This window comes from Alysiella filiformis (genome assembly GCF_014054525.1).
Lineage (GTDB): Bacteria > Pseudomonadota > Gammaproteobacteria > Burkholderiales > Neisseriaceae > Simonsiella > Simonsiella filiformis.
Genome location: NZ_CP059564.1, coordinates 732772 through 756522, shown reverse-complemented (window position 1 = coordinate 756522; position 23751 = coordinate 732772). Strand labels below are relative to the sequence as shown.

29 protein-coding genes and 1 other RNA gene are annotated in these 23751 nt (G+C 46.3%); 19 read left to right on the top strand and 11 right to left on the bottom strand.

What is annotated here, in order from left to right; all coding sequences use genetic code 11:
* Window positions 1-157: 157 nt before the first annotated feature.
* On the bottom strand, window positions 158-1504 hold the full coding sequence (locus H3L97_RS03680; RefSeq protein ID WP_097115144.1) for an NCS2 family permease: 1347 nt from the start codon (window positions 1502-1504) through the stop codon (window positions 158-160).
* Between the two features lie 430 nt (window positions 1505-1934).
* Between H3L97_RS03680 and zwf the strand changes: the two genes are divergently transcribed.
* A complete protein-coding gene (gene zwf, locus H3L97_RS03675; RefSeq protein WP_097115143.1) occupies window positions 1935-3377 on the top strand; it encodes a glucose-6-phosphate dehydrogenase in 1443 nt (480 codons plus the stop codon).
* A 490-nt stretch (window positions 3378-3867) separates the two neighbouring features.
* Here zwf and H3L97_RS03670 read toward each other — a convergent pair whose 3' ends face one another.
* Window positions 3868-5151 carry a DUF2868 domain-containing protein gene (locus H3L97_RS03670; RefSeq protein ID WP_097115142.1) on the bottom strand — a complete coding sequence of 428 codons (1284 nt, stop codon included), beginning with the start codon at window positions 5149-5151 and terminating at the stop codon, window positions 3868-3870.
* Between the two features lie 355 nt (window positions 5152-5506).
* On the opposite strand from H3L97_RS03670, the gene H3L97_RS03665 reads away from it, so the two are divergent.
* Together H3L97_RS03665 and serS are read left to right on the top strand one after the other, a co-directional pair.
* Entirely contained in the window at window positions 5507-6763 is a 1257-nt protein-coding gene (locus H3L97_RS03665) for a D-amino acid dehydrogenase (protein WP_097115141.1), read from the top strand.
* A 337-nt stretch (window positions 6764-7100) separates the two neighbouring features.
* Window positions 7101-8393: a serine--tRNA ligase gene (serS, locus tag H3L97_RS03660; RefSeq protein ID WP_097115140.1), complete on the top strand. Its 1293-nt coding sequence runs from the start codon at window positions 7101-7103 to the stop codon at window positions 8391-8393.
* 73 nt (window positions 8394-8466) lie between these two features.
* Here serS and H3L97_RS03655 read toward each other — a convergent pair whose 3' ends face one another.
* A complete protein-coding gene (locus H3L97_RS03655) occupies window positions 8467-8982 on the bottom strand; it encodes a hypothetical protein (protein ID WP_097115139.1) in 516 nt (171 codons plus the stop codon).
* Between H3L97_RS03655 and H3L97_RS03650 the strand changes: the two genes are divergently transcribed.
* Window positions 8968-9318 (top strand): IS630 transposase-related protein, encoded by a 351-nt coding sequence (locus H3L97_RS03650; RefSeq protein WP_182073092.1) that lies wholly within the window; start codon window positions 8968-8970, stop codon window positions 9316-9318. The genes H3L97_RS03655 and H3L97_RS03650 overlap by 15 nt on opposite strands.
* A 45-nt stretch (window positions 9319-9363) precedes the next feature.
* Complete coding sequence (locus tag H3L97_RS03645) at window positions 9364-9663, top strand: transposase (RefSeq protein ID WP_182073093.1); 300 nt, start codon at window positions 9364-9366, stop codon at window positions 9661-9663.
* Between the two features lie 125 nt (window positions 9664-9788).
* Here the strand turns inward: H3L97_RS03645 and H3L97_RS03640 are convergent, their stop codons facing one another.
* Together H3L97_RS03640 and H3L97_RS03635 are read right to left on the bottom strand one after the other, a co-directional pair.
* Window positions 9789-10058, bottom strand: coding sequence for a hypothetical protein (locus tag H3L97_RS03640; protein WP_097115213.1), 270 nt, complete (start codon window positions 10056-10058; stop codon window positions 9789-9791).
* A 68-nt stretch (window positions 10059-10126) separates the two neighbouring features.
* Window positions 10127-10312 (bottom strand): DUF4261 domain-containing protein, encoded by a 186-nt coding sequence (locus H3L97_RS03635; protein ID WP_097115214.1) that lies wholly within the window; start codon window positions 10310-10312, stop codon window positions 10127-10129.
* Window positions 10313-10621: 309 nt separating this feature from the next.
* Between H3L97_RS03635 and H3L97_RS03630 the strand changes: the two genes are divergently transcribed.
* The gene (locus tag H3L97_RS03630; RefSeq protein ID WP_097115215.1) at window positions 10622-11272 is read left to right on the top strand and encodes a TetR/AcrR family transcriptional regulator; all 651 of its coding nucleotides are present in this window, start codon (window positions 10622-10624) and stop codon (window positions 11270-11272) included.
* Between the two features lie 60 nt (window positions 11273-11332).
* Here H3L97_RS03630 and H3L97_RS03625 read toward each other — a convergent pair whose 3' ends face one another.
* Complete coding sequence (locus tag H3L97_RS03625; protein WP_097115216.1) at window positions 11333-11536, bottom strand: bacterioferritin-associated ferredoxin; 204 nt, start codon at window positions 11534-11536, stop codon at window positions 11333-11335.
* 449 nt (window positions 11537-11985) lie between these two features.
* Window positions 11986-12345: a hypothetical protein gene (locus H3L97_RS03620; RefSeq protein ID WP_097115217.1), complete on the bottom strand. Its 360-nt coding sequence runs from the start codon at window positions 12343-12345 to the stop codon at window positions 11986-11988.
* Window positions 12346-12604: 259 nt separating this feature from the next.
* On the opposite strand from H3L97_RS03620, the gene dusA reads away from it, so the two are divergent.
* The 5 genes from dusA to H3L97_RS03595 all read left to right on the top strand — a co-directional run bounded on the left by dusA (window position 12605) and on the right by H3L97_RS03595 (window position 16032).
* Window positions 12605-13609, top strand: coding sequence for a tRNA dihydrouridine(20/20a) synthase DusA (gene dusA, locus H3L97_RS03615; protein WP_097115218.1), 1005 nt, complete (start codon window positions 12605-12607; stop codon window positions 13607-13609).
* Between the two features lie 174 nt (window positions 13610-13783).
* A complete protein-coding gene (locus H3L97_RS03610) occupies window positions 13784-14422 on the top strand; it encodes a hypothetical protein (protein ID WP_097115219.1) in 639 nt (212 codons plus the stop codon).
* A 32-nt stretch (window positions 14423-14454) separates the two neighbouring features.
* Window positions 14455-14997 carry a hypothetical protein gene (locus tag H3L97_RS03605; RefSeq protein ID WP_097115220.1) on the top strand — a complete coding sequence of 181 codons (543 nt, stop codon included), beginning with the start codon at window positions 14455-14457 and terminating at the stop codon, window positions 14995-14997.
* Between the two features lie 40 nt (window positions 14998-15037).
* The gene (gene ribA / locus H3L97_RS03600; RefSeq protein WP_097115221.1) at window positions 15038-15637 is read left to right on the top strand and encodes a GTP cyclohydrolase II; all 600 of its coding nucleotides are present in this window, start codon (window positions 15038-15040) and stop codon (window positions 15635-15637) included.
* Window positions 15638-15639: 2 nt separating this feature from the next.
* The gene (locus H3L97_RS03595) at window positions 15640-16032 is read left to right on the top strand and encodes a DUF1304 domain-containing protein (protein WP_097115222.1); all 393 of its coding nucleotides are present in this window, start codon (window positions 15640-15642) and stop codon (window positions 16030-16032) included.
* A 65-nt stretch (window positions 16033-16097) separates the two neighbouring features.
* On the opposite strand, the gene rnpB is transcribed toward H3L97_RS03595, so the two are convergent.
* Window positions 16098-16460, bottom strand: an RNA gene (gene rnpB, locus H3L97_RS03590) — RNase P RNA component class A.
* Window positions 16461-16576: 116 nt separating this feature from the next.
* Here rnpB and rpmB point away from each other — a divergent pair.
* Window positions 16577-16813: a 50S ribosomal protein L28 gene (gene rpmB / locus H3L97_RS03585; protein WP_097115223.1), complete on the top strand. Its 237-nt coding sequence runs from the start codon at window positions 16577-16579 to the stop codon at window positions 16811-16813.
* A 25-nt stretch (window positions 16814-16838) separates the two neighbouring features.
* A complete protein-coding gene (gene rpmG / locus H3L97_RS03580) occupies window positions 16839-16994 on the top strand; it encodes a 50S ribosomal protein L33 (protein WP_097115224.1) in 156 nt (51 codons plus the stop codon).
* Between the two features lie 209 nt (window positions 16995-17203).
* On the opposite strand, the gene pyrH is transcribed toward rpmG, so the two are convergent.
* Window positions 17204-17920 (bottom strand): UMP kinase, encoded by a 717-nt coding sequence (gene pyrH, locus H3L97_RS03575; protein ID WP_179655912.1) that lies wholly within the window; start codon window positions 17918-17920, stop codon window positions 17204-17206.
* Between the two features lie 105 nt (window positions 17921-18025).
* On the bottom strand, window positions 18026-18616 hold the full coding sequence (locus H3L97_RS03570; RefSeq protein ID WP_097115226.1) for a Maf family protein: 591 nt from the start codon (window positions 18614-18616) through the stop codon (window positions 18026-18028).
* 127 nt (window positions 18617-18743) lie between these two features.
* Here H3L97_RS03570 and H3L97_RS03565 point away from each other — a divergent pair, with 127 nt between their 5' ends.
* The 6 genes from H3L97_RS03565 (at window position 18744) to uppS (ending at window position 22999) form a co-directional block, all read left to right on the top strand.
* Window positions 18744-19685, top strand: coding sequence for a LysR family transcriptional regulator (locus H3L97_RS03565; protein WP_097115227.1), 942 nt, complete (start codon window positions 18744-18746; stop codon window positions 19683-19685).
* A 143-nt stretch (window positions 19686-19828) separates the two neighbouring features.
* Window positions 19829-20188, top strand: a complete 360-nt coding sequence (locus tag H3L97_RS03560) for a gamma-butyrobetaine hydroxylase family protein (protein ID WP_097115228.1) — start codon at window positions 19829-19831, stop codon at window positions 20186-20188.
* Window positions 20189-20226: 38 nt separating this feature from the next.
* Complete coding sequence (locus H3L97_RS03555) at window positions 20227-20889, top strand: rhomboid family intramembrane serine protease (RefSeq protein WP_097115229.1); 663 nt, start codon at window positions 20227-20229, stop codon at window positions 20887-20889.
* Between the two features lie 3 nt (window positions 20890-20892).
* Entirely contained in the window at window positions 20893-21195 is a 303-nt protein-coding gene (locus H3L97_RS03550) for a hypothetical protein (RefSeq protein WP_097115230.1), read from the top strand.
* A 54-nt stretch (window positions 21196-21249) separates the two neighbouring features.
* Window positions 21250-21993: a bifunctional demethylmenaquinone methyltransferase/2-methoxy-6-polyprenyl-1,4-benzoquinol methylase UbiE gene (gene ubiE / locus H3L97_RS03545; RefSeq protein ID WP_097115231.1), complete on the top strand. Its 744-nt coding sequence runs from the start codon at window positions 21250-21252 to the stop codon at window positions 21991-21993.
* Window positions 21994-22246: 253 nt separating this feature from the next.
* Entirely contained in the window at window positions 22247-22999 is a 753-nt protein-coding gene (gene uppS / locus H3L97_RS03540; RefSeq protein ID WP_097115047.1) for a polyprenyl diphosphate synthase, read from the top strand.
* A gap of 65 nt (window positions 23000-23064) precedes the next feature.
* On the opposite strand, the gene H3L97_RS03535 is transcribed toward uppS, so the two are convergent.
* Window positions 23065-23733, bottom strand: a complete 669-nt coding sequence (locus H3L97_RS03535) for a histidinol-phosphatase (protein WP_097115046.1) — start codon at window positions 23731-23733, stop codon at window positions 23065-23067.
* Window positions 23734-23751: the final 18 nt, after the last annotated feature.

The following is a 23751-nucleotide window of genomic DNA, read 5'->3' as shown; positions in this document are numbered from 1 at the left end:
TGCCCCCTCCCCCTATGTAAGGGGGAGGGCTGGGGTGGGGGTTAGAAACGCAACGAGCCACCCCCACCCTAACCCTCCCCCGCCAGCAGGGGAGGGGACAGGTTGCAGGCAGCCTGAAAGATTTTTGTCGTGTACTGTAAGGCTGCCTGAAACCGCATCACACCCCCAAAAACCAAAATTTCACCAACCAGCACACCGCCACCAGCCACACCATGCTGGGTACATCTTTGTGGCGTTTGGTAAACAGCTTAATCAAAGCATAGCTGATGAAACCCAAAGCAATGCCATCGGCAATGGAATAGGTAAAAGGCATAAAGGCAATGGTCAAAAAGGCAGGAGCGGCTTCGGTCATGTCTTCCCAGTCAATTTCCAAAGCGGATTTCATCATTTGCACGCCAATGTAGAGCAGGGCAGGGGCGGTGGCAAACGCTGGCACGGCTTGCGCCAAAGGCGAAAACCACAAACACAACAACATCAACACCCCCACGGTAATGGCGGTTAAACCTGTGCGACCGCCTGCTGCCACGCCAGACGCGCTTTCCACATAGGGCGTTACCGATGATGTACCCAAAGTTGCGCCTGCAATGATGGCGGTGCTGTCGGCAAACAGGGTGCGTTTGAGTCGGGGGATTTTGCCGTCTTTGTCCAGCAAACCTGCGCGGTGTACTGCGCCAACCAGTGAACCTGTGCTGTCAAACAAATCCACCAAGAAAAACACGAAAATCACGGCAATCATGCTGCTGTTGAACAAGCCGTTGAAATCCATTTGTCCGAATGTGGGGGCGATTGATGGCACTGCCGATACCACGCCTTTGATTTCGGTTAGCCCAAATGCGGCTGCCAAGCCTGTAATCGTCAAAATGCTGATGACCAATGCGCCGCGTACATGAAAATAATCCAAAGTAACGGTCAAAATAAAACCCAATAATGCCAAAATCACTGGCAAATTGGGGGATTTTACGCCGTCTTGAATCACATACAGGTCGTTCATTTTCAATAAGGTGGCATCGCTGGCGATGATGATGCCCGAACTTTTGAGCGCAATCAATGCCAAAAATAAGCCAATGCCTGCTGCAATCGCCATTTTCAGGCTTTTGGGCAAGGCATTGACCAACATTTCGCGTATTTTAAAACAACTGAATAAAATGAAAATCACACCCGACACAAACACCGCCGCCAGTGCCACTTGCCAATTCACACCCATGCCTTTTACCACGCTGAATGTGAAATAGGCGTTTAAACCCATACCAGGGGCAAGCGCAATCGGATAATTGGCAAACGCCCCCATAATAAAACAACCTATGGCTGATGATATGCAGGTTGCCACAAACACCGCGCCAAAATCCATGCCCGTTTGCGACAAAATGGCTGGATTGACAATCGTGATGTAACACATGGTTAAAAAGGTGGTAAAACCCGCTATGATTTCAGTACGCACGCTGGTACCGTGTTCGGAAAGTTTGAAATAACGTTCCAAAAAAGATTGAGATGTGGAAGATGACATGATTTGAGTTTAACCCAGAGTGAAAAAGGATGTAAATTTTAGCGTGTTTCAGGCTGCCTGAAAACAACTTACTCTAACAATGGCACACAATTTGGGCATGAAAGTGTGTGTAATCGCAAAAAGTCTGCAAAATACTGTTCAGGCTGCCTGAAAATGGGGATAATCCGTTTTCAGGCAGCCTGAACAGTACACAACCAAAATCAAAATTTTTGGGCTGCCTGAAATCTGTCCCCTCCCCTGCTGGCGGGGGAGGGTTAGGGTGGGGGTGGCTCGTTGGGTTCTAACCCCCACCCCAGCCCTCCCCCTTGCATAGGTGGAGGGGGTAGATGAGTGGTAACATCAAAAATTATCGTGTACTGAAAGGCAGCCTGAAAAGCACAATCATCACAATGTGGCTGAATTTTCAATTTCCCAATCCGAAAGGAAAAAAATGGCTCAAAAGCTCAACAATTTTGACATGGTTATTTTTGGCGCAACAGGCGATTTGGCAATGCGCAAATTGTTGCCTTGTTTGTATCAAGCGCACGCGGCGGGTTTGTTGCACCCACAGGGGCGCATTTTGGGCGTATCGCGCAGCCAACTGAACACCAGCGATTTTCTCGCCAAAGTGGAAAAAGACAGCAAAATCCACATCAAACAGCATTTTACCGATGAATTGTGGCAAAGTTTTATTCAACGCATTCAATATCTTACTGTTGATGTGAACACGCCCGAACATTTTCAAACCTTGCGCCAAACGGTGCAATCGCGCAGCCAAACCGATAATGTCATCATTTATTTGTCCACCGCGCCCAAGTTTTTTGCGCCTGCCTGCAAAAATTTGGCAGAGGTGGGCTTGAATGCCGACAACGTTCGCATTGTGCTGGAAAAACCTTTGGGTACGGATTTGCCTTCTTCCCAGCAAATCAATGCCGATGTGGCACAATATTTTAAAGAAGAACAAATTTATCGCATAGACCATTATTTAGGCAAAGAAAGTTTGCAAAATGTGTTGCCTTTGCGTTTTGGCAATGTGTTTTTTGAGCCGATTTGGAACAAGGATTTTGTCAAATCGGTGCAAATTACCATTGCCGAACAATTGGGCGTGGAAGAGCGCGGCGAATTTTACGACATCACAGGCGCATTGCGCGATATGGTGCAAAATCACATCATACAAATGCTGTGTTTTGTGGCAATGGAGCAGCCCAAATCTTTGAGCGCAGACGATGTGCGCGATGAAAAATTGAAAGTCGTGGCAGCCTTAAAACCGATGACTTCGGCTGATGTGGATAAAAATGTGGTTCGCGCCCAATATGTTGCCCACGAATCGCAAAAAGGCTATTTGCAAGAAAACAATGTGCCTGCCAACAGCCGCACCGAAACCTATGTTGCCATTCGCGCCGAAATTGACACACCACGCTGGCAGGGCGTGCCGTTTTATTTGCGTACGGGCAAACGCTTGGCGGCGCGTTCGGCAGAAATTGTGTTGAATTTCAAAGAACAAGAAAATGGCTTGTTTGGCAATCACGCCAATCGTTTGGTCATTTCTTTGCAGCCTGATGAGACGGTTTCTGCCAAAATGTTTGTGAAACAAGTGGGCAATGGCTTAAACGTTCAGGCAGCCGAAATGGTGTTGGACATGGGCAAAACGTCCAACGAACGCCGTGCCGAAGCCTATGAATTGCTGTTGCGTGAAGTGATAGATGGGCGTTTGAGCCTGTTTAATCGCCGCGATGAGCTGGAAAAAGCATGGGAATGGGTGATGCCGATTTTGGAAAATTGGGCAAATTCGCCCATTGCACCACACACCTATGCCGCGTCAAGCTGGGGACCCAAAGCCGCACAAGATTTGTTGGCGCAAGACGGCAATGTTTGGTTGGAAGAGCAAATTTAATGCGATATTGGGGGCGGATTTCATATCCGCCCCTTTGTTTTGGGCGTTTCAGGCTGCCTTACCGTACATGACAATTTGTGGTGTTACCACCCAATTTACCCCCTCCCCCTATGTAAGGGGGAGGGCTGGGGTGGGGGTTAGAAACCCAACGTGCTGCCCCGCCAGCGTGCGATGGGACAAGTTACAAGTAGCCTGAAACCTTTGCAAAACCTTCTTTTAAACTGATGTAGAGGCGGATTTCATATCCGCCTCTTTTCAATTTATGTAAAAATAGGACGAGTGTAGGGTGCAACTTGTTGCACCATTTTCCTGATAAAACATGGATTTGGTGCAACAAGTTGCACCCTACATGGTGTCCCAAAAATAAAAATTTCTGCAAGTCTAAACAGGGCAAATATGAAATCTGCCCTTGCGAACCGAGTTTTGCAAAAGTTTCAGCCTAAAAGTTTCGTTCTGTACTGTAAGGCTGCCTGAAAACCCTTTCCCCCATTCACGCCACCCACGCCCATGCGTTTTGGCGCAAAATATCGTGCCATTGTGCCAACAAAGCGGCATCGTGTGGCGGCAACAGTTTGACCACAATACCGTGTTGCGCGTGGCTTGCCAATTTGCCCAAAGTGCGGATTTGACCACGGTCGGGCGCACGGTGGGCGCGTACGCCAATGAGTAATTGGGTGGGTTGTTGTTGCAGTTGTTGCAGCAGATTGGCGATTTCTTCGCGGCTGGCAATCACGCCACAATCGCGCCAATCTTGTCCAAGCAGGTGTTTGTACCAATCGGGATTGTCGTGTGGCGCGTCCAGCAGCACCGCCCAATACGCGCTGTGGCTGCTGGGTGGCGCGGCAAGCACAATGGGCGCAGCGATTGGGTCGGGTTGATAATCATGGTCGCTGTCGGTGATGGTGCGCTGCCATTTTTGTATGATGTTTTGATAATAAGGTTGTTGCACATTCAATTCAATGCGATGGCGTTGGCATTGCCAAGCGCAAAATCCCCACGCCAACAAACGCGGCAATATGCCGTAACACACAATGCTGCCCAACAACAAACTGCCCCAACTGGCGGCATGGGTGGTGTCGTGGCTGTTGCGTCCTGCCGCAACCGCATCGGCATGGGGGGTGGCAAAACCGATTTTTTCAGGCAGCCACGACAAGGCATTGACGCTGTTGAGAAAATGCTGGCTGTTCAACAAGGTGCTTTCCCAGTTGAAACTGTATTGGCGCACGGTAAGCAAAAACAGGGCTGCCGTAAACATACCGCCCAAAGCCGACAAAGCCAGTTGATGAGCATAGGCATTTTTGCGCCACAAATGGCGTTTTTGCGTGGCTTGTTCGGCATAAAGTTGCGCCAAGGCTTGCCCCACGCCATTGTTTTGACGCGGAAACAGCATGGGCAAAAAGGGCGGTTTACGCGGTTTGCGCCACAGCAGGCTAAACAGCCACAACAGCAACATCACGCTATTCATGCCCAGCACGCCAAGCAAAATCAGGAAAAAATTCAATTGTGTGTGTTTCATCAAACCGTAAGTGCTGGTAAAACCAAACACAAACCAAATCAACAGCGCAATCCGCAACAGCCAATGCAAACGCTGTTGATGATTTTGGAGCGTGTGCCGCAAATGGTGGTCGCGGTCGATGATTTGGGCGCGTTGGTGGAGTTTGTGCAGCGTGTCGCCTTGGATATGGCGCAGGCTTTCGGTGGCGGCGTGTGGGTCGTTGGGGAAGATGTGTCCGCGTTGTTCCAGCAGTCGCACCAGTTCGGTCAGTAAATACATGATGGTCTTTCAAAAATGGGGTTCAGGCTGCTGTTCAATGCCTGACAAACACAGATTCTTTATTTTAACGTGAACTCGGGATAAGTAACTGCCAATTTGCCAACAAACCTGCCCTCTCTCCCTATGGGAAAGCGTTGGAGAGAGGGCTTGTTGAGCAACATACCTTCTCCCCAGCCCTCTCCCACAGGGAGAGGGAGCAAAGTGACTTAAATTTATCAATCACTTTTATCCCGAACTCGCGTTATTTTAAGGCAGCCTGAAAGGTTTTTTATCGCATAAATTTGGTTTTTGGGGCAAATTTGGTTATGATTGCCAACAATTCATTTTGCAACAAATGATTACAAGGAAAAATACCATGAAAATCATCATCTTGGGTGCGGGCGTTGCGGGCGTTGCCAGCGCATATTATCTCAATCGCGCAGGACACGATGTTACCGTCATAGACCGCCAAGCAGGTGTGGCAGATGAAACCAGCTATGCCAACGCAGGACAACTGTCTTTTGGCTACACAACACCGTGGGCAGCACCCAGTATTCCACTCAAAGCATTGAAATGGTTGGGAAAAGCACATTCACCTTTGTTAATCAAACCCGATGGCAGCCTGTTTCAACTCAAATGGCTGGCGCAAATGACCGCCAACTGCACCGCCGCAGCCTATGCGCGTAACCAATCGCGCATGATGCGGATTTCAGAATACAGTTGCGCCCTGTTTGCCGAATTGGATGCCACCGAAAAATTGGATTATGAACAACGCTCGGGCGGCACTTTGCATTTGTTCCGCGATAAAAATTTGTTTGATTTGCACCAAAAAAGCATGGGCGTGTTGGATTCATTTAACGTGCCATATCAAACACTTGATGCCGATGGCGTGTTGCAATTTGAACCTGCTTTGGCGCACATCAAACACGAAATTGCAGGCGGATTTGAATTGCCCAACGACCGCACGGGCGATTGTCGCATATTCACACAAAAATTGGCGAAATTGTGCCAAGAACGCGGCGTACAATTTCAATTTAATTGTGCCATTCACGATTTTCAGCTTTCAGGCAGCCGCGTCAATGCGGTACGCACCAGCGCAGGCGATTTAACTGCCGATGTGTTTTTGTGTGCATTGGGCAGTTTCAGCCGCCCCATCTTGCAAAAATTGGGTTTGGATTTGCCCATTTATCCGATTAAAGGCTATTCGCTGACCATTCCCATTCACAATGCCGACAATGCCCCCCAATCCACCGTGTTGGACGAACGCTACAAAGTGGCATTGACCCGTTTCAACCAGCGCATTCGCGTGGGCGGCATGGCAGAATTGTCGGGATACGAATTGCAACGCCCACCTGTGCATCGTGAAACCTTATCCATGGTTGCCCAACAATTATTCCCCCACGCAGGCGACATTGCCCAAGCCGAATATTGGAGCGGCTTGCGTCCCGTTACCCCCGACAGCACCCCCATCGTGGGGCGCACGCGCTTGGACAATCTGTTTACCAACACAGGACATGGCACTTTGGGTTGGACGATGAGTTTGGGTTCAGCCAAAATCGTTGCCGATTTGATAGACCACGACCGCGCAGACGTGAAATTTGACGATTTAAACATGATGCGTTACGCCTGTTAAAGCGTTTCAGGCAGGCTTTCGCTACCCTACAAAACATGAATTTTGCCTTCGGCGACTTACTTTTTAAAAAAGTAAGCCAAATACATGAAAGCTGAACGGTTTGTGTTTCAAAAAACATTTCAGGCAGCCTGAAAAAGAAAGTGACTGAAATAAAAGTAAAGTTTCTATTTGGATTTGAGTTGTTTGGCTTACTTTTTCAAAAAGTAAGTCGCCCGCGCGGCGACAGAGCGCAATCTCCAATACACGTCTGCCTTATTTTTATAGGGTAATGAAAGGCAGCCTGAAAGCGTGTTTTTCGTTTAAAATAAGCGTTTTTGATGATTTTTAGGAAAACAAAATGTTGGACGTTCAATTATTACGCAATGATGTTCACGCAGTGGCGGCACGTTTGGCAGGTCGCGGTTTTGCGTTGGATACCCATCAATTCAATGAATTGGAGGCACAACGCAAACAACTGCAAGTGCAAAGCGAAGAATTACAAGCCCAAGTTAATGTTTTATCAAAACAAATTGGCGAATTGATGAAACAAGGCAAACGCGATGAAGCCGAAACCGCCAAAACCCAAGTGGCTGAAATCAAAAAGCAACAAGAACAACTCAACCAAACCCTGCCCAACATTCAGGCAGCTTTGGACGATTTGCTGTTGAGCGTACCCAATTTGCCACACGAAAGCGTGCCTGTGGGCGCAGACGAAACCGAAAATGTGGAAATCCGCAAAATCGGTACACCCAAAACCTTTGATTTTGCTGTAAAAGACCATGTGGATTTGGGCGCGGCTTTGGGTTTGGATTTTGAAACAGCCGCACAATTATCGGGCGCACGTTTTTCATTGATGAAAGGGCAAATTGCGCGTTTGCATCGCGCTTTGGCGCAGTTTATGCTGGACACGCACACCACGCAACACGGCTACACCGAATGCTACACCCCCTATATTGTGAGCGATTCCACGCTGATTGGCACGGGTCAGTTGCCCAAATTTGGCGAAGATTTGTTCCACGTTACGCGCGGCGGCGATGAATCCAAATTGACGCAATATTTAATTCCCACCGCCGAGGTTACACTCACCAACACCGTGCGCGAGCGCGTGCTGCCTGAAAGCGATTTGCCGATTAAATTGACCGCCCATTCGCCCTGTTTCCGCAGCGAAGCAGGTTCACATGGCAAAGACACACGCGGTTTGATTCGCCAGCACCAATTTGACAAAGTGGAAATGGTACAAATCGTCCACCCCGACAAATCGTATGACGCGCTGGAAGAAATGGTGGGACACGCAGAAAAAATCTTGCAATTACTGGAATTGCCCTATCGCGTGATTGTGTTGTGTACGGGCGACATGGGCTTTGGCGCAACCAAAACCTACGATTTGGAAGTGTGGGTGCCAGCACAAAACACCTATCGTGAAATTTCAAGCTGTTCAAATTGCGAAGATTTCCAAGCACGCCGCATGAAAGCCCGTTTTAAAGATGAAAATGGCAAAAACCGTTTGGTGCATACTTTGAACGGTTCAGGTTTGGCGGTGGGGCGCGCTTTGGTGGCGGTGTTGGAAAACCACCAAAATGCCGATGGTTCAATCAACATTCCTGTGGCATTGCGTCCGTATTTGGGTGGCGCGGAGAAATTGGGTGGTTAAACCCATCCAAAATTAGGGTATGTGTTTTATCAGTAGGTCGGCTCGGAGAGCCGACCTACGCTTGCTATAATGATTAAATAACTTTGCAAGGCTGCATATTCCATTGATAAATCATATTACCATCATTTAAAGCATAATATAGTTTATCAGACATAAAAATTGAACCTCCTAACATAGGGTCATGCCATAAATCAATATCACAATTCAATACAGATTGATTTACTTCAAGTGTGTTTGGTTGTATAGGAACACCATTAGTGGAATATCTTTTTGCTCCTTGAATATAAATAAAATCTTCATTAGATTGTGGATATTTTACATATTGCCTATGTTCGCATAAATTTAAAAAATAAAAAACCTCATCAGACCACAATTCTCCAGTTTCATATTCATAAATTCGTAATGGTGTCAAAGTCGTCTGACCTAAATTAAATTTTTGTAAAACGTTAGCACAAGATTTTCTTAAAATTATTCCACCACCCTTTACTTTAAATAAATTCTCATTACTATTTATGGTAAGATACTCATTTCTATAGCCAACCAAAACTAAAATCACTACAATATTAAATTTATCATGGCTTACTCCCAAGACTTACGTAAACAAATCCTAAAAAGCGTTGCAAGCGGCATGACGATACGTCAAGCCTCCGCATTTTATGGCATCAGTACACATACCATTAACCAATGGAAACGAAATGGGATTGAAAGAAAAAAACGTCAATTCAAACCATTAAAAGTTAATCATGAAGCATTATTAAAAGATGTTGAAAACTACCCTGATGCCTTCCAATACGAACGTGCCAAGCGTTTGGGTGTTACCGCAAGTGCAATTTGTTACGCACTCAAACAGCTCAAAATTTCAGTTAAAAAAAGACGTGCCAACACCCAAAACAAGAACCAGAACAGCGAAATCAGTACCATTTAAAATTGCGTTTTTACAAAAAAATGGGCTATCAAATGGTTTATATTGATGAAAGTGGTTTTGCACACAAAAGGCTATGCCCTGATTGGGCGGCGTTGTTATGCGACTTACGATTGGCAAATACGTAAACAAACCAATGCAATAGGTGCATTGTTAAATGGGCGTTTGTTTACAGTTGCTTTGTTTCATCATACGATTAATCGTGCGGTTTTTATTCAATGGTTAAAAGAAGATTTAATACCAAAATTGAATAAAAAGAGTGTGTTGATTATGGATAATGCTCGCTTTCATGTCGGTGAAGAGATTCGTCAATTGGTGGCACAAAGTGGGCATAAGCTGCTGTATTGACCTGCATACAGTCCTGATTTGAATCCTATTGAACAATACTGGGCTTATGCCAAAAATACGCGGCGCAAATACATGATTTCTGATATTGAAATTTTATTTGACCGATATTTGTAGTGATTTTGTTTTTAATTGGATATATTATCCCTTTCAATCCATAATTTATCTGGCAATACACTTAACTTATTAAAACTCCTAAATGTATTCTGAATATCAACAATTATTCCCAATAATTTTCTATCTTTTGATAGAATTTCGGGATTGTTTGGATTTCTTTCTAGTAAAGAAGAATTATTATGATATTCACGGTAGTTAAAAAAATTACCAAAATCAATGCCTATAGAATAAATATTGACATACTCAAAAGACATTGAACCAACATAAACATTATTTGGCATGATAACCCTTTCAGAAATTTAAAACGATCTATTGTACAGAACAATAGACCGCTTAGCCTAAAAAGATTTTATTGAATATCAATCTTTAATGAAAACTCACTTGGTGCATACACGCTTTTTGAGTGGCTAATTTGCCATTTCTGCTCTGCACTAAATCCAATGGTTTCCCCATCTTTCAAGACCAAACCTGAACTGATGATGTAGCAAGGTAGGGTGGGTGCTTGCACCCACACAATTTCAATATGCCAAATCATTAAGCCATCATTTTCAGGCTGCCTGAAATAGCATGATGAAAATGCCTGCGCTTGCTTTGTCGTGATTCATTTCAATTCAATTTAAAAATGAAAATACTGGCTATTCTACAAAATAATAGGCAGCTTAATCTAAAAATATTTTCATGCGCCTTAAACCATCATGGCGATTTCATGGTTGGGCAAATGGGGTTGCGCCACTTTCAGGCAGCCTGAAAAATGTAAATTCAAGTTGGCATGGGTTTATTTTTCAGTTGTTTTTAGAGTAAAATGCCACATTAACACATCTCATCATATTTAGGAAAATGAAGCATGAATGCCAGTAAAAACAGCACCTACCAGCGCATTATTGACGCCAGTTTAAAATTGTTTAACGAAAACGGCGAACGCGCCACCAGCACCAATCACATTGCTGCCCATTTGAGCATTAGCCCAGGTAATTTGTATTACCACTTTGCCAACAAAGATGAAATCATCATGCAGTTGTTCAAACGTTACAGTGGCGCGATGTTGGACTATTTGAGCAACACCCCCCTGCCTGAAAACGTGGTCGGTTGCGTGGACTACATGAACGGCGTGTTGGCAATCATGTGGGATTATCGCTTTTTGTTCAGCGATGTGAACACGCTGCTCAATCGCAGTGCCGCATTTTTGGGCGAACACAATGAATTTACCCATGTGCAAATTGCCCCATTGTTGGTTAAACTGCTGACCAAATTGCAAGAATCCCAACTGATTCAAATTGACGAAATCGGCAAACAAGACTTGGCAATCAATATGTGGATGATTACCAAATACTGGTTTGATTTTGACAATTCCATGAACAAAGGGCAGTTTGACGAAAACTCCAAATCACGCGGCATTTATCGCACATTGAGTTTGTTGCGCCCCTATCTTTTGCAAGCGCACATTGGCGAATTTGACGCATTGTTGGGCAAAATTGAAGCCGATAATCGCGTTTAATCCCCAAAAAATCACAAAAAGGCTGCCTGAAAACGATTCAGGCAGCCTTTTTTGGGTCTGTTAATGTTCTGTTGGCATGGGCGAAACCAGATTGCTTTGCCCAATATGATGTGCATTCAAAAACGAAGTTGCCAATTCCGCACAGCAACCACAGCAAGTGGCGACCCCTAATTGATTTTTCAAATCGCTTAAAGAATGCGCCCCTGCTGCCACCGTTTCTTTGATTTGATGGTCGGTAATCGCATTGCAAATGCACACAAACATGACTGGCTCCTTCATAAAATTCATTTATTGGTTTGCATGGATTTGTCAATGATAATGGGATTGAATTGCGATTGCAAGTTATTCTTATTAAAATTCGTGTTTCAGGCAGCCTGAAACCTTTGCAAAATCCACTTTAAAACTGACGTAGGGGCGAATTTCATATTCGCCCCTTTTTCAATTTATTGATAAAAATGAAAATTTCTACAAGCCCAAACGGGGCAGATATGAAATCTGCCCCTACGAACCGAGTTTTGCAAAGGTTTCAGCCTGACAATATGCGACAAAAATGGTTTGGCTGCCTGTCATCTGTCCCCTCCCCCGTCTGGCGGGGGAGGGTTAGGGAGCAGGTACGCGGCAACATCAAAATTTGTCGTCAGCCTGAAAACAAAAAATACTCGGTTTCGCATTCAAAACCGAGTATTTTCAATTTGGGCTGTCTGAAAAAGCGTTTACACAATTTGTTTTTCTGCATTAAACACAGCGCGGCGGCTGAGTGATAAATTGGCTTGTTTTCTGTCCAAAGCCAAATACAAAAACATGTTTTCGCGGCTTTTGCAAGGACACATCAAATGATATTGGGTATTTAAGGTGATGAGCATATCGTGAATGTCATCGTCCATTTTTAACATTTTGATGGTTTTGATTTTGGCACGAATCACATCGCTGCCGCGAGCGGCAATCACTTCTAAATCAAAATGACTTTGTTTGTTGCCATAGGCAAGCAGCATACCGCTTTCAAAATCCACAATAGCGGCAGCGATTGCGCCTTCTAGTGTGAGTAGTCCATCAACCAGTTGTTGTAAATTCATCAAAATTCCTTTGTGGTTGAAACGCCGCCTGTGCTTGGCGGTGCAACGGTTTTTTTATTTTCATGGTGGACAATATGGTGTTATCAACTCGCCCTGTGGTTTAAAATAAAATACCGTAATGGTGCAAATTAAGGGTTGATTTTGGTTTGTGGGTGTGTGTGGGAATAAATATGCGTATTTTCGCCCAAAATTGGTATTTTGAAAATAGTCAAACGCATTTTTCCGCCTATAATAAGCGTTTTTTGTTGGCATTGATGAAATGAGCAAAACCCTTTTTCCGCGCACCTTATCCATCGCACCGATGTTGGATTGGACAGACCGACATTATCGCCACATGGCACGACAAATCACGCGCCACACTTGGCTCTACACCGAAATGATACACGCGGGCGCAGTTGTGCATGGCGACCCGCAACGTTTTTTGGCAAAACACGAATGTGAAAACCCTGTGGCTTTGCAACTGGGCGGCAGCGACCCCGAACTTTTGGCAAAAGCCGCAAAAATCGCTACGCAATTTGATTATGATGAAATCAATTTGAATTGTGGTTGTCCCAGTCCGCGTGTGCAAAAGGGGGCGTTTGGGGCGTGTTTGATGGGCGATGTGGATTTGGTTGCAGGCTGCCTGAACGCCATGCAAAATGCCGCGCCCGATTGCGAAATCACGGTCAAACACCGCATTGGCATTGATAAACAATCGGAATATCAAGTGGTTGCCGATTTTGTTGGCACTTTGCGCGAAAAAACGGCTTGTCGCACCTTTATCGTTCACGCGCGAAATGCGTGGCTGGACGGTTTGTCGCCCAAGGAAAACCGTGAAATTCCGCCTTTGAAATACGATTTTGTGTATCAATTAAAACGCGATTTTGCCGATTTGAACATCATCATCAATGGCGGCATCAAAACCAACGATGAAATTGCCCAACATTTACAACACGTTGATGGCGTAATGGTTGGGCGCGAAGCCTATCACAACCCCATGCTCATGCGCGATTGGGACAGGCAGTTTTATGGCGACACGCTGCCTGAAATCCGCCTTGATGAGTTGGTTGCGCGACTTCACACCTATGCCAGCCAACAAATCCAACTCAATCAAGGTACCACCTTGCGACACATGGCGCGGCATTATTTGGGCTTAACGCACGGTTTGCAGGGCGCAAAAATCTGGCGCAGAATGCTTTCCGATGCCGATTTGCTCAAAACCAATCGCGCCGATTTGATTTTGCAAGCGTGGCAGCAGGTGCAAAATGACATTCAGACTGCCTGAAAATGGTGTCGTGCCACAATTTTGCTCCCTCTCTCTGTGGGAGAGGGCTGGGGAGAGGGCAAATGTGCCACAAACTGAACGGCTTACCCTCTCCCTAACCCTCTCCCACAGGGAGAGGGGATAAGGTGGTGGCACATCAAAAAAACTTTATTTTATGATAAAAAGACAATCCCTATGACCCAACAATCCCAAATCCAAGATTATTTGCAAACCCAAGCCCTGAAACTGAATGCCGATGATGTGGCAATCGCCTTTGCCGCCACGCAAGCCGTGTTGCAACACGCCCAAGCCCACATTGACGATGCCATTATTGCGTATCCCACCCTGCCTGAAACGTGGCGCACACAAATGATTTTATTGAAAAGATTGTTTATGGCAATGGATTCGGTGTATTCGCGCCACGCGGTGCAAACGGTGGCGGCATACGGTTGGCTGCCTGAAACAGCGCAATTACAGCGTTTGGTGCAAATGGGCGCACCCATTGAAGACACCTTGCCGCTCAACGCACACACCGTGTGGCAACATTTGCCCTGTCGTACCGCCCAATCGGGGTGGGCAAACGTGGCAGATAATGTGGTAAACTGGCTGGATTTGGGTGAATTGCAAGGCGAACACAACCGCCGCGCCCACACACAAATCAGCCTGCCCATTTGTGGCGAAAATGGCACCGTTTATGGCGTTTTGCATTTGGAACACAGCGCAATGCTGCCTGAAAATGCGTTGGCAGATTGGGTGGGTTTCATTTTGGCGATTTTGCCGATTGTGCGCGAATTGTGTCCGCAAAATCAAGACAATAACGATGATGAAAATTGACATAACTGCTTGTCTGAAAAAGGAATGCAATCATGCGAGAAATTCAAGAATTTGACCGATTGACACGAGTCAGTTTACAAAATGCCGCACAACAATTAAAAGGCAAACACAGCACATTTGAATGTGAAACAGTCATATTACAACATGACATTTGGAAATGGGTTTTCTTTGGTGTTTTGTTTGTTGAAATTGTGATTGTTCATTTTGTGCTTGGGGTTCTGTTTATCTTAATTGGTGAATTTTTATGGCATGCGTATGTATTTTTACTCACATTTACGTTGATTTTGACTTTATTGTTTCTGTTTTTTCGCATCATGCCTATTCTCCGATTGAGTCAAAAGGGGTGGAGTCCCATTAAAATTAAATTAGATGAACTGCGGCAAAATTTACGGATTGAGTTCACCGACCAATCCCGTAAAGATAGGATTTATGGTTTTCATTCTGGGATAACCGTGTATGGTATTTTTCCTTTACCCACTCACGCCACAGCGCAAGACCGACAATTACAAGAATACATTTATCAAGAGCTGAAACAGAAAACGGGTTTGCGTTTTCAGGCAGCTTTGCAAGATTGAATTAAAAAACAATGATAAATCAAAATATGAAAGAAACAACATGACAAACAACCCCATTCAACACATCACATCATGCCGCCTGCCCACCGAATACGGCGTATTCCAAATGCACGGATTTGTGGACACGCGCACCAATCAAGAACACACCGCCTTGGTCATGGGCGACATTTCAGGCAACGCGCCCGTACTCTCGCGCGTACACAGCGAATGTTTGACAGGCGATGCCCTGTTTTCACAAAAATGCGATTGCGGTCCCCAACTGCAAGCCGCCATGCAAGCCGTACAAGCCGAAGGACGCGGCGTGATTGTTTATTTGCGCCAAGAGGGACGCGGCATCGGTTTGATTAACAAAATCCGCGCCTATCGCCTGCAAGACGAAGGCATGGACACGGTTGAAGCCAACTTGGCTTTGGGTTTGCCTGTGGACGCGCGTGATTTCACCATCGCCAAACACATTTACGACCATTTGGGCGTGAGCAGCATCAAACTGCTGACCAACAACCCCGAAAAAATCCAAACCCTGCGCGATTGCGGCATCAATATTGCCGAACGCATGCCCCTCAAAGTCGGCTTAAATCCCGAAAACGAAGGCTATTTGAACACCAAAGCCGATAAACTCAACCATTTATTGAAAGACTGAATATGCTGTTGGCGTTGGCGACTTTATTTGCATTGGCGGCGGCGATTGTGCATGGCTACATTTTCTATTTGGAAGTGGTGGCGTTTGGCACGCAAGCCTTTCGCAAAACCTTCCACACCCAGCCTGAACACGAACCCTTTTTACGCGCCCCCTTCAACAATTTGGGCGTGTACAATTTGGCATTGGCGGTGTTTACCATATTGGGTGTGGCGTTTCGTTTGAGCGCACATTCGCCTTATGGACAAGGATTTGCCTTGGGTTTGATGATGTGTGCATTGGGTACCATGGCGGTGGCAGGCGCGTATTTGTTCGTTACCGCCGCCGACAAGCGCGTTCCCGCCTTGGTGCAAATGGTGCCAGCGATTTTGGGCTTGATTTGTTTGGGATTTGCCTGATTTCAGGCAGCCTGAAACGAAAAAAGTCGGCTTGGGCAACCGACTGATTTCATCAAAAACACAAAAATGCAGGCAAAACGATAAGCCGAGTTCTGTCGTTGGACAGTCATTCATCTAGGCGCAACATCGCTGCTGCGCTCATCAGCAACCTACCCGAACACTCGGCGAGCAGCGTCAATGTGTTCTGTTTGGTCTTGCTACAAATGGGGTTTAGCCTGCCGCAAGCTGTTGCCAGTTGCGCGGTGCGCTCTTACCGCACCATTTCACCCTTACCTGTGCTGTCTGAAATTCGGGCAGCCATTGGCGGTTTAGCTTTCTGTTCCACTTTCCGTCGTGTTACCACGCCCAGCCGTTAGCTGGCATTTTGCTCTGTGTAGCTCGGACTTTCCTCCCCCAAAAAAATTGGCGGCGACTGTCTGTTTTACCTGCAACGTTGATTATACGCGACAAAACAACAAAATCAAACAAAATAAATTGCCCAGATATGGGGTTTTGTGGTATAAAGCACGTTTTAATTTTTTAAATTTAAGTTTGGAGATTCATCATGGCACGAGTTTGCAAAGTAACGGGTAAACGCCCGATGTCAGGCAACAATGTATCACACGCCAACAACAAAACCAAACGCCGTTTTTTGCCAAATTTGCAATCACGCCGTTTTTGGGTTGAAAGCGAAAACCGTTGGGTGCGTTTGCGCCTGTCTAACGCAGCTTTGCGTACCATTGACAAAAATGGCATTGACGCGGTTTTGGCTGAATTGCGCGCCAATGGCGAAGCAATCTAATCATTTTATTTATTAAGGAGTTATCATGCGCGATAAAATCAAATTGGAATCCACCGCAGGTACAGGTCATTTCTACACCACCACCAAAAACAAACGCACCATGCCTGGCAAAATGGAAATCAAAAAATTTGACCCCGTTGCCCGCAAACACGTTATTTACAAAGAAACCAAATTGAAATAATTTCAAATCGTTTCAAAATAAAAAACCGTTGTTGAATCATCAAACAACGGTTTTTTTTTGCGTATTCAGCCATGTAGGGGGCAACTTGTTGCAGGCAAATCCATGTTTTATCAGGAAAGTGGTGCAACTTGTTGCCCCCTACACTTGTCCTATTTTTAAATGAATTAACCCTAAATTGAAAAAGGGGCGGAGTGCATCCACCCCTTTTTTTAATTGTGAACCAAAGTGCCTTCGTCTTTGCCCAAAACCACGTTTTTCAGCGCGTCTTGTTTTTGAATGCCAAACACCACGATGTTCATATCGCGTTCGCGGCACAAGGTAAAGGCGGTTGCGTCCATCACTTTCAGATTTTTTTCAATCGCTTCATCAAAGGTTACGCTTTGATAACGGGTGGCTGATGGGTCTTTTTTGGGGTCGGCGGTGTAAATGCCGTCCACATTGGTGGCTTTGAGCATCACATCGCAACACATTTCTGCACCACGCAAGGCGGCTGCGGTGTCGGTGGTGAAAAAGGGATTGCCTGTGCCTGCGGCAAAAATCACGATTTTGCCTTCTTCCAAATATTGAATGGCTTTGGGGCGGGCATAGGTTTCGGCAATTTGCTGCATGCTCAATGCCGATTGCACACGCGCTTTTGCGCCAATGCTTTCCAAGGCTTCTTTCAATGCCAAGGCGTTCATGACGGTGGCGAGCATGCCCATGTAGTCGGCTGTGGCTCTGTCCATGCTGCCTGCTTGGGCGGATACGCCACGGAAAATGTTGCCGCCACCCACCACAATCGCCACTTCCACGCCCAAATCGGATACTTCTTTGACTTGGCGTACGGTTTGCATGATGGTTTCGCGGTTGATGCCAAATGGGTCGCTGCCCATCAGCGATTCGCCCGATAATTTCAATAATACGCGTTTGTATTTCAATTCACTCATGATTTCACTCTTTCAATTTTTGATGCCAAAATGCAGCGCAATTATACGCGGATTGCGGCAAATTTTCGCGCCAAGCTGACAAAAATTGTTGTGCGAAACGTGTTTTCAGGCTGCCTGAAACGGTGGCGTTTGCCAGCCTAATTGTTGCAACAAAGCCATGGTCTCGCAAACGGGCAAACCCATCACGCCCGTAAAGCTGCCTGAAAGGTGCGCCACAAACACACCGCCCACGCCTTGAATGCCATATGCGCCTGCCTTATCCAAAGGCTCGCCTGTGGCGATGTAGCGCGTGATTTCGTCATCGCTCAAATCGCGGAAAACCACATGATTTTCTTGCACCACATGGCGCATTTGCCCCGCCAACGACACGCAAACTGCCGTCAAAACTTGATGGGTGCTGCCTGAAAGTTGGCGCAACATTTGGTGGGCGTGTTGTGGCGATTCGGGTTTGCCCAGAATCAGATTGTGGAGTGCAACCGTGGTATCGGCACTCATTAGGGGCAGATTTTGTGGGGGAAATTGTTGTTGGGCTGCCTGATTTTTTTCTATCGCCATACGCAAAACATAATCGTGGGCGGTTTCGTTGGGATAGGGCGTTTCGTCAATTTCGGCGGCTTGCACCGACACCGTGTAGCCCAGTTGGGTCAAAATTTCGCGGCGGCGTGGGCTGTTTGATGCCAAAAGAATGTTGTTCATCACAATTCCTTTTCGTTTGTTTTCAACACAAAGCCCATTTTACCGTTTCAGGCAGCCTGAAACAAACATTGAAAGCCAACATGAATTATTTTAATATACCCCAACTTTTATTTTGAGAAACAAAGCCATGGAATCCATCATTGAATTGCGCCACTTGCGAACTTTGGTCGCCTTGGCAGAAACAGGCAGCGTGTCGCTGGCGGCGCAACGGGTTTTTCTGACCCAATCCGCCCTATCGCACCAAATTCGCGTATTGGAAAACCATTTTGAAACCCCCCTTTTTGAACGCAAAACCATGCCCCTGCGATTCACACCTGCTGGCGAACGCCTGCTCAAATTGGCACACGAACTGCTGCCACGCGTTGCCCATGCCGAGCGCGATTTAATGCAAATCATCGGCGGCGAAGCAGGCGAATTGCGCTTGGCAGTAGAATGCCACACCTGTTTTGAATGGCTCATGCCCGCCATGGGCGAGTTTCGCCCCAAATGGCAGCAGGTGGAATTGGACATCGTATCGGGTTTTCAGGCAGACCCAGTGGGTTTATTGTTGGCGCATCGTGCAGATTTGGCAATCGTTTCCGAAGCCGAACCCATAGCAGGCATTGCCTACCAGCCGCTTTTTTCGTATGAAATGGTGGGCATTTGCGCCCCCGACCACGCCCTTGCCCACAAAGCCATTTGGGACGCAAACGATTTTGCCCACGAAACACTGATAACCTATCCCGTTCCAGATGATATGCTTGATTTATTAAGAAAAATTTTGCTCCCCAAAGGCATCAACCCCACACGCCGCCACAGCGAACTCACCATTGCCATAGTGCAACTGGTTGCCAGTCGGCGCGGATTGGCGGCATTGCCCTATTGGGCGGTCATGCCCTATTTGGAAAAAAACTACGTTGTCGCACGCCAAATTACCGAACACAAATTGCACAGCGAACTGTATGCCGCCATGCGCGTGGAAGACGAAAAACACATCTATCTCAATGATTTTTGTGAAATTGTTCGCCAACAAAGTTTCGCCAATTTGGTCGGCTTGCGCCCCTTGGAAATGGGCTTTCAGGCAGCCTGAAACTGCCCTACAAAAAAGTTTTTTTGCCTTCGGCGACAGAGCGCAAACCCCAATACACCCTCCTTTTTATTTTTTGTAGGGCAGCGAAAAGCAGCCTGAACACATTTCTGCTAAAATCCCCATTCTTATTTTGAGAAAACCACATGAATGCCCCACAAGAAATCCGCTTACAACCCCAACGCGATATTTTAGTTTTGGTTTACGAAAATCAAACATTTGAATTATCAGCAGAATATTTGCGCGTGTATTCGCCCAGCGCACAAGTACGCGGACACGGCACAGGCAACGCCATTTTGCAAACAGGCAAACGCCACGTCAAAATCACCGATTTAGACACGGTGGGCAACTATGCGCTCAAAATCAGCTTTTCCGATGGACACGATAGCGGCTTATATTCATGGGATTATTTATGCGATTTGGCGCAAAACCACGCCGCCCATTGGCAAGATTATTTACATCGCCTCCACCATGCCAACGCCAGCCGCGACATTCAGCCAGCCTGAAATATTTTTGAATTTATTACCCCAAACTCAAATCATTTATGAATAATTTGAATGAACTTATCCCCATTTTGTTAATCGCCATCACCTGCGCCACCACCGCATGGGGATTGAACAACACCTTGATTTTTCAACGCTACCAATTCAAAATTGGCGAAATCCGCTACAACAAACAATACCGCCGACTCATCACATCAGCCTTTTTGCATGCCGATTGGCTGCACCTGTTTTTCAATATGTTCACGCTGTATTTTTTCTCGCGTGTGATTGTGTATGTTTATGGTGTGTGGTTGTTTTTGTTGCTGTATTTTGGTGCGGTGCTGGCAGGCAGTCTGTTTTCATTGTGGCTTTACAAAAATCGCCCCAGCTACACCGCGATTGGCGCATCGGGTGGCGTATCGGGTGTGTTGTTTGCCGCCATTGCCATTGCGCCTTTGCAAACCATTTACCTGTATTTCATACCCGTAACCGCTTGGATTTTCGCCACTTTATATTTTGCCTATTCCGCAACCATGATGCTCAAACCACGCCAATGGGACAACACAGGTCATGCCGCCCATTTGGGGGGCGCGGTGTGCGGCATGGCGTTTGTGGCGATTTTAACGCCCATGTTGATTGCGGCTAACGCATTGTTTATTGGCATCATGTCGCTGCCTTTGTTGTATTTGGCGTATGAAATTTTGATTAACAAGCGTGGGCGTTGATTGATGAAAAATGCACATTATTTTTTGGTGATTATGTTGATTTCCGCATGCCAACAACAGCCACAATCGGCACAAAATCACGACCCAATACGCGCCAATTTTGTTTCAGGCTGCCTGAAAGCCGCAGCAGGCAATAGCCAAGTGGCATACATTCAATCGGCTTGCGAATGCGTTTACGATACCAGTGAAAAAGCCTATGCCAACCCAGCAGAATGGCAAAAAGTGGTACAGCAATTCAACGACACCGAAATCCGCGATGAAAAATTGAAAAAAATCGCCGAGCAAGCCATAGCCCAATGCGGCTAAAAAGCATTCAGGCAGCCTGAAAACCATTTAAACCATTTATTTTGAAAGAAAATCATGTCCGAACAAGACAAACAAACCCATTTTGGTTTCCAAACCGTAAACGAAAGCGAAAAAGCCCACAAAGTCGCCCAAGTCTTTCATTCAGTTGCCAAAAATTATGACATCATGAACGATGTGATGTCGGGTGGTTTACACCGCGTGTGGAAACACTTCACCATCAACACCGCGCGCGTTCCCAAAGGCGGCAAGGTGCTGGACATTGCAGGTGGCACAGGCGATTTGTCGCGCGGCTGGGCAAAGCGCGTGGGCAAAGACGGCGAAGTGTGGCTGACCGACATCAATTCCTCCATGCTCAGCGTGGGGCGCGACCGCTTACTCAACGAAGGCATGATTTTGCCCGTTGCCGTGTGCGATGCGGAAAAATTGCCCTTTCCAGACAATTACTTTGATTTGGTTTCTGTGTCATTTGGTTTACGCAATATGACCCACAAAGATGTGGCATTGCGCGAAATGCACCGCGTGTTGAAAGTGGGCGGTACACTTTTGGTGTTGGAATTTTCCAAAGTTTATGAACCGCTTGCGCCCATTTATGATGCTTATTCATTTAAATTGCTGCCGCTTATGGGCAAGCTGATTGCCAAAGATGCCGATAGTTATCAATATCTTGCCGAATCAATCCGCATGCACCCCGACCAAGAAACACTCAAACAAATGATGTTGGACGCGGGTTTTGACCAAGTGGATTACCACAATTTGACCGCAGGCGTGGTGGCTTTGCACAAAGGTTTGAAATTGTGATTTCAGGCTGCCTTTCAGTACACGACAAAAACTTTTGGGTTGCCTGAAATCTGTTCCCTCCCCCGTCTGGCGGGGGAGGGTTAGGGTGGGGGTGGCACGTTGCGTTTCTAACCCCCACCCCAGCCCTCCCCCGCCAGACGGGGGAGGGGGTTAGATGGATAGCAACGTCCAAAATTGTCGTGTACTGAAAGGCAGCCTGAAAAAGAATGAGCCATATTCATCAATTTGATTTTTTTATTTAAGAAAGTGCATTATGACACGCCCCAGCAGCACCCAAACCATACTGGATTATACCGATGTGCCACGCCACGTTGCCGTGATTATGGACGGCAACGGGCGTTGGGCAAAAAAACGCCTTTTACCGCGTGTAATGGGACACAAGCAGGGCTTGGACGTGTTGGAAAACATGTGCCGCGTGTGCGCCGCCAAAGGGGTGCAATATTTGACCGTGTTTGCCTTTTCCACCGAAAATTGGCGGCGACCTGCCGATGAAGTGTCGTTTTTAATGGGCTTGTTTTTGGTGGCTTTGCAGAAAAAAGTGCAAACCATGCACAAAAACGGTTTGCGCTTAAAAGTGATTGGCGACCGCAGCCGCTTTTCAGCAGAAATTCAGCAAAGCATTGTTGCAGCAGAAAAATTAACCGAAAACAACACGGGCTTAACCCTGACCATCGCCGCCGATTATGGTGGACGCTGGGACATTTTACAGGCAGCCAACGCCCTGCTCAAAGAAGGCAAAACCGAAATCACCGAAAGCGATTTGTCAGCAAAATTGATGTTGCCCGATGCGCCCGAACCCGATTTGTTCATACGCACAGGTGGCGAAACGCGCATCAGCAATTTTATGCTGTGGCAAATGGCTTATGCGGAATTTTATTTTACCGATACGCTGTGGCCCGATTTTAAAGATGATGAAATTGACAAAGCATTTCAATCATTTGGCAAACGCGAACGCCGTTTTGGGCGCACTTCCGAGCAATTACCACCCGAGCAACAACGCCCTTAATTAATGAATTATTTGCATAAAAAGCCGCCTGAAATGAATTTTTTAGGCGGCTTTTGGCGTTTGAATCAGGCAAAATGCAATATCGCCCAACCTTTTTCTTGCGCGTGAGCCAACAAAACCGCATCGGGATTCACCGCCACAGGGTCGGAAACCTGTTCCAGCAAGGGCAAATCGTTTTTGGAATCGCTGTAAAAATAAATTTTGTCATAGCTTTGTCGCGTTTCGCCACGCGCTGCCAACCATGCGTCCAAGCGCGTGATTTTGCCTTCGCGCAAACTGGGCGTTCCCACAATTTCACCTGTAAAACAATGATTTGAATCCACCGCCAATTTTGTGCCAATGATGTTTTCAATGCCAAACAAATGGCAAATGGGCGTGATGATGAATTCGTTGGTGGACGAAATCACCAGCAATTCATCGCCTGCTTCGCGGTGGCTTTGCACCTGCATTTGTGCCATTTGTGTGATGTGTGGCATGATGTATTTTTGGGTAAATTCTTGATGTAATTCAGATAATTGGCTGGCTGAAAATGACTTAATCGGCTCAATCGCAAAACGCACAAAATCGGCAACATTCAGGCAGCCATTTTGGTAATCTTGATAAAATTGCGCGTTTTTGGCAGCCGCATAATCCGCGTCCATCAAGCCTTTTTCAATCAAAAATTGGGGGAAAGCGTTGTCGCTGTCGGTGTTGATGAGCGTGTGGTCCAAATCAAAAATGGCTAAATTTTTCATGTTCTTATCCTATAAAAT

What these genes read in the sequence shown, in the direction of transcription:
- H3L97_RS03680 (WP_097115144.1), bottom strand. Translation starts at nt 1,504, where the DNA reads ATGTCATCTTCCACATCTCAATCTTTTTTGGAACGTTATTTCAAACTT.
- zwf (WP_097115143.1), top strand. Translation starts at nt 1,935, where the DNA reads ATGGCTCAAAAGCTCAACAATTTTGACATGGTTATTTTTGGCGCAACA.
- H3L97_RS03670 (WP_097115142.1), bottom strand. Translation starts at nt 5,151, where the DNA reads ATGTATTTACTGACCGAACTGGTGCGACTGCTGGAACAACGCGGACAC.
- H3L97_RS03665 (WP_097115141.1), top strand. Translation starts at nt 5,507, where the DNA reads ATGAAAATCATCATCTTGGGTGCGGGCGTTGCGGGCGTTGCCAGCGCA.
- serS (WP_097115140.1), top strand. Translation starts at nt 7,101, where the DNA reads ATGTTGGACGTTCAATTATTACGCAATGATGTTCACGCAGTGGCGGCA.
- H3L97_RS03650 (WP_182073092.1), top strand. Translation starts at nt 8,968, where the DNA reads ATGGCTTACTCCCAAGACTTACGTAAACAAATCCTAAAAAGCGTTGCA.
- H3L97_RS03645 (WP_182073093.1), top strand. Translation starts at nt 9,364, where the DNA reads ATGAAAGTGGTTTTGCACACAAAAGGCTATGCCCTGATTGGGCGGCGT.
- H3L97_RS03640 (WP_097115213.1), bottom strand. Translation starts at nt 10,058, where the DNA reads ATGCCAAATAATGTTTATGTTGGTTCAATGTCTTTTGAGTATGTCAAT.
- H3L97_RS03635 (WP_097115214.1), bottom strand. Translation starts at nt 10,312, where the DNA reads ATGATTTGGCATATTGAAATTGTGTGGGTGCAAGCACCCACCCTACCT.
- H3L97_RS03630 (WP_097115215.1), top strand. Translation starts at nt 10,622, where the DNA reads ATGAATGCCAGTAAAAACAGCACCTACCAGCGCATTATTGACGCCAGT.
- H3L97_RS03625 (WP_097115216.1), bottom strand. Translation starts at nt 11,536, where the DNA reads ATGTTTGTGTGCATTTGCAATGCGATTACCGACCATCAAATCAAAGAA.
- H3L97_RS03620 (WP_097115217.1), bottom strand. Translation starts at nt 12,345, where the DNA reads ATGAATTTACAACAACTGGTTGATGGACTACTCACACTAGAAGGCGCA.
- dusA (WP_097115218.1), top strand. Translation starts at nt 12,605, where the DNA reads ATGAGCAAAACCCTTTTTCCGCGCACCTTATCCATCGCACCGATGTTG.
- H3L97_RS03610 (WP_097115219.1), top strand. Translation starts at nt 13,784, where the DNA reads ATGACCCAACAATCCCAAATCCAAGATTATTTGCAAACCCAAGCCCTG.
- H3L97_RS03605 (WP_097115220.1), top strand. Translation starts at nt 14,455, where the DNA reads ATGCGAGAAATTCAAGAATTTGACCGATTGACACGAGTCAGTTTACAA.
- ribA (WP_097115221.1), top strand. Translation starts at nt 15,038, where the DNA reads ATGACAAACAACCCCATTCAACACATCACATCATGCCGCCTGCCCACC.
- H3L97_RS03595 (WP_097115222.1), top strand. Translation starts at nt 15,640, where the DNA reads ATGCTGTTGGCGTTGGCGACTTTATTTGCATTGGCGGCGGCGATTGTG.
- rpmB (WP_097115223.1), top strand. Translation starts at nt 16,577, where the DNA reads ATGGCACGAGTTTGCAAAGTAACGGGTAAACGCCCGATGTCAGGCAAC.
- rpmG (WP_097115224.1), top strand. Translation starts at nt 16,839, where the DNA reads ATGCGCGATAAAATCAAATTGGAATCCACCGCAGGTACAGGTCATTTC.
- pyrH (WP_179655912.1), bottom strand. Translation starts at nt 17,920, where the DNA reads ATGAGTGAATTGAAATACAAACGCGTATTATTGAAATTATCGGGCGAA.
- H3L97_RS03570 (WP_097115226.1), bottom strand. Translation starts at nt 18,616, where the DNA reads ATGAACAACATTCTTTTGGCATCAAACAGCCCACGCCGCCGCGAAATT.
- H3L97_RS03565 (WP_097115227.1), top strand. Translation starts at nt 18,744, where the DNA reads ATGGAATCCATCATTGAATTGCGCCACTTGCGAACTTTGGTCGCCTTG.
- H3L97_RS03560 (WP_097115228.1), top strand. Translation starts at nt 19,829, where the DNA reads ATGAATGCCCCACAAGAAATCCGCTTACAACCCCAACGCGATATTTTA.
- H3L97_RS03555 (WP_097115229.1), top strand. Translation starts at nt 20,227, where the DNA reads ATGAATAATTTGAATGAACTTATCCCCATTTTGTTAATCGCCATCACC.
- H3L97_RS03550 (WP_097115230.1), top strand. Translation starts at nt 20,893, where the DNA reads ATGAAAAATGCACATTATTTTTTGGTGATTATGTTGATTTCCGCATGC.
- ubiE (WP_097115231.1), top strand. Translation starts at nt 21,250, where the DNA reads ATGTCCGAACAAGACAAACAAACCCATTTTGGTTTCCAAACCGTAAAC.
- uppS (WP_097115047.1), top strand. Translation starts at nt 22,247, where the DNA reads ATGACACGCCCCAGCAGCACCCAAACCATACTGGATTATACCGATGTG.
- H3L97_RS03535 (WP_097115046.1), bottom strand. Translation starts at nt 23,733, where the DNA reads ATGAAAAATTTAGCCATTTTTGATTTGGACCACACGCTCATCAACACC.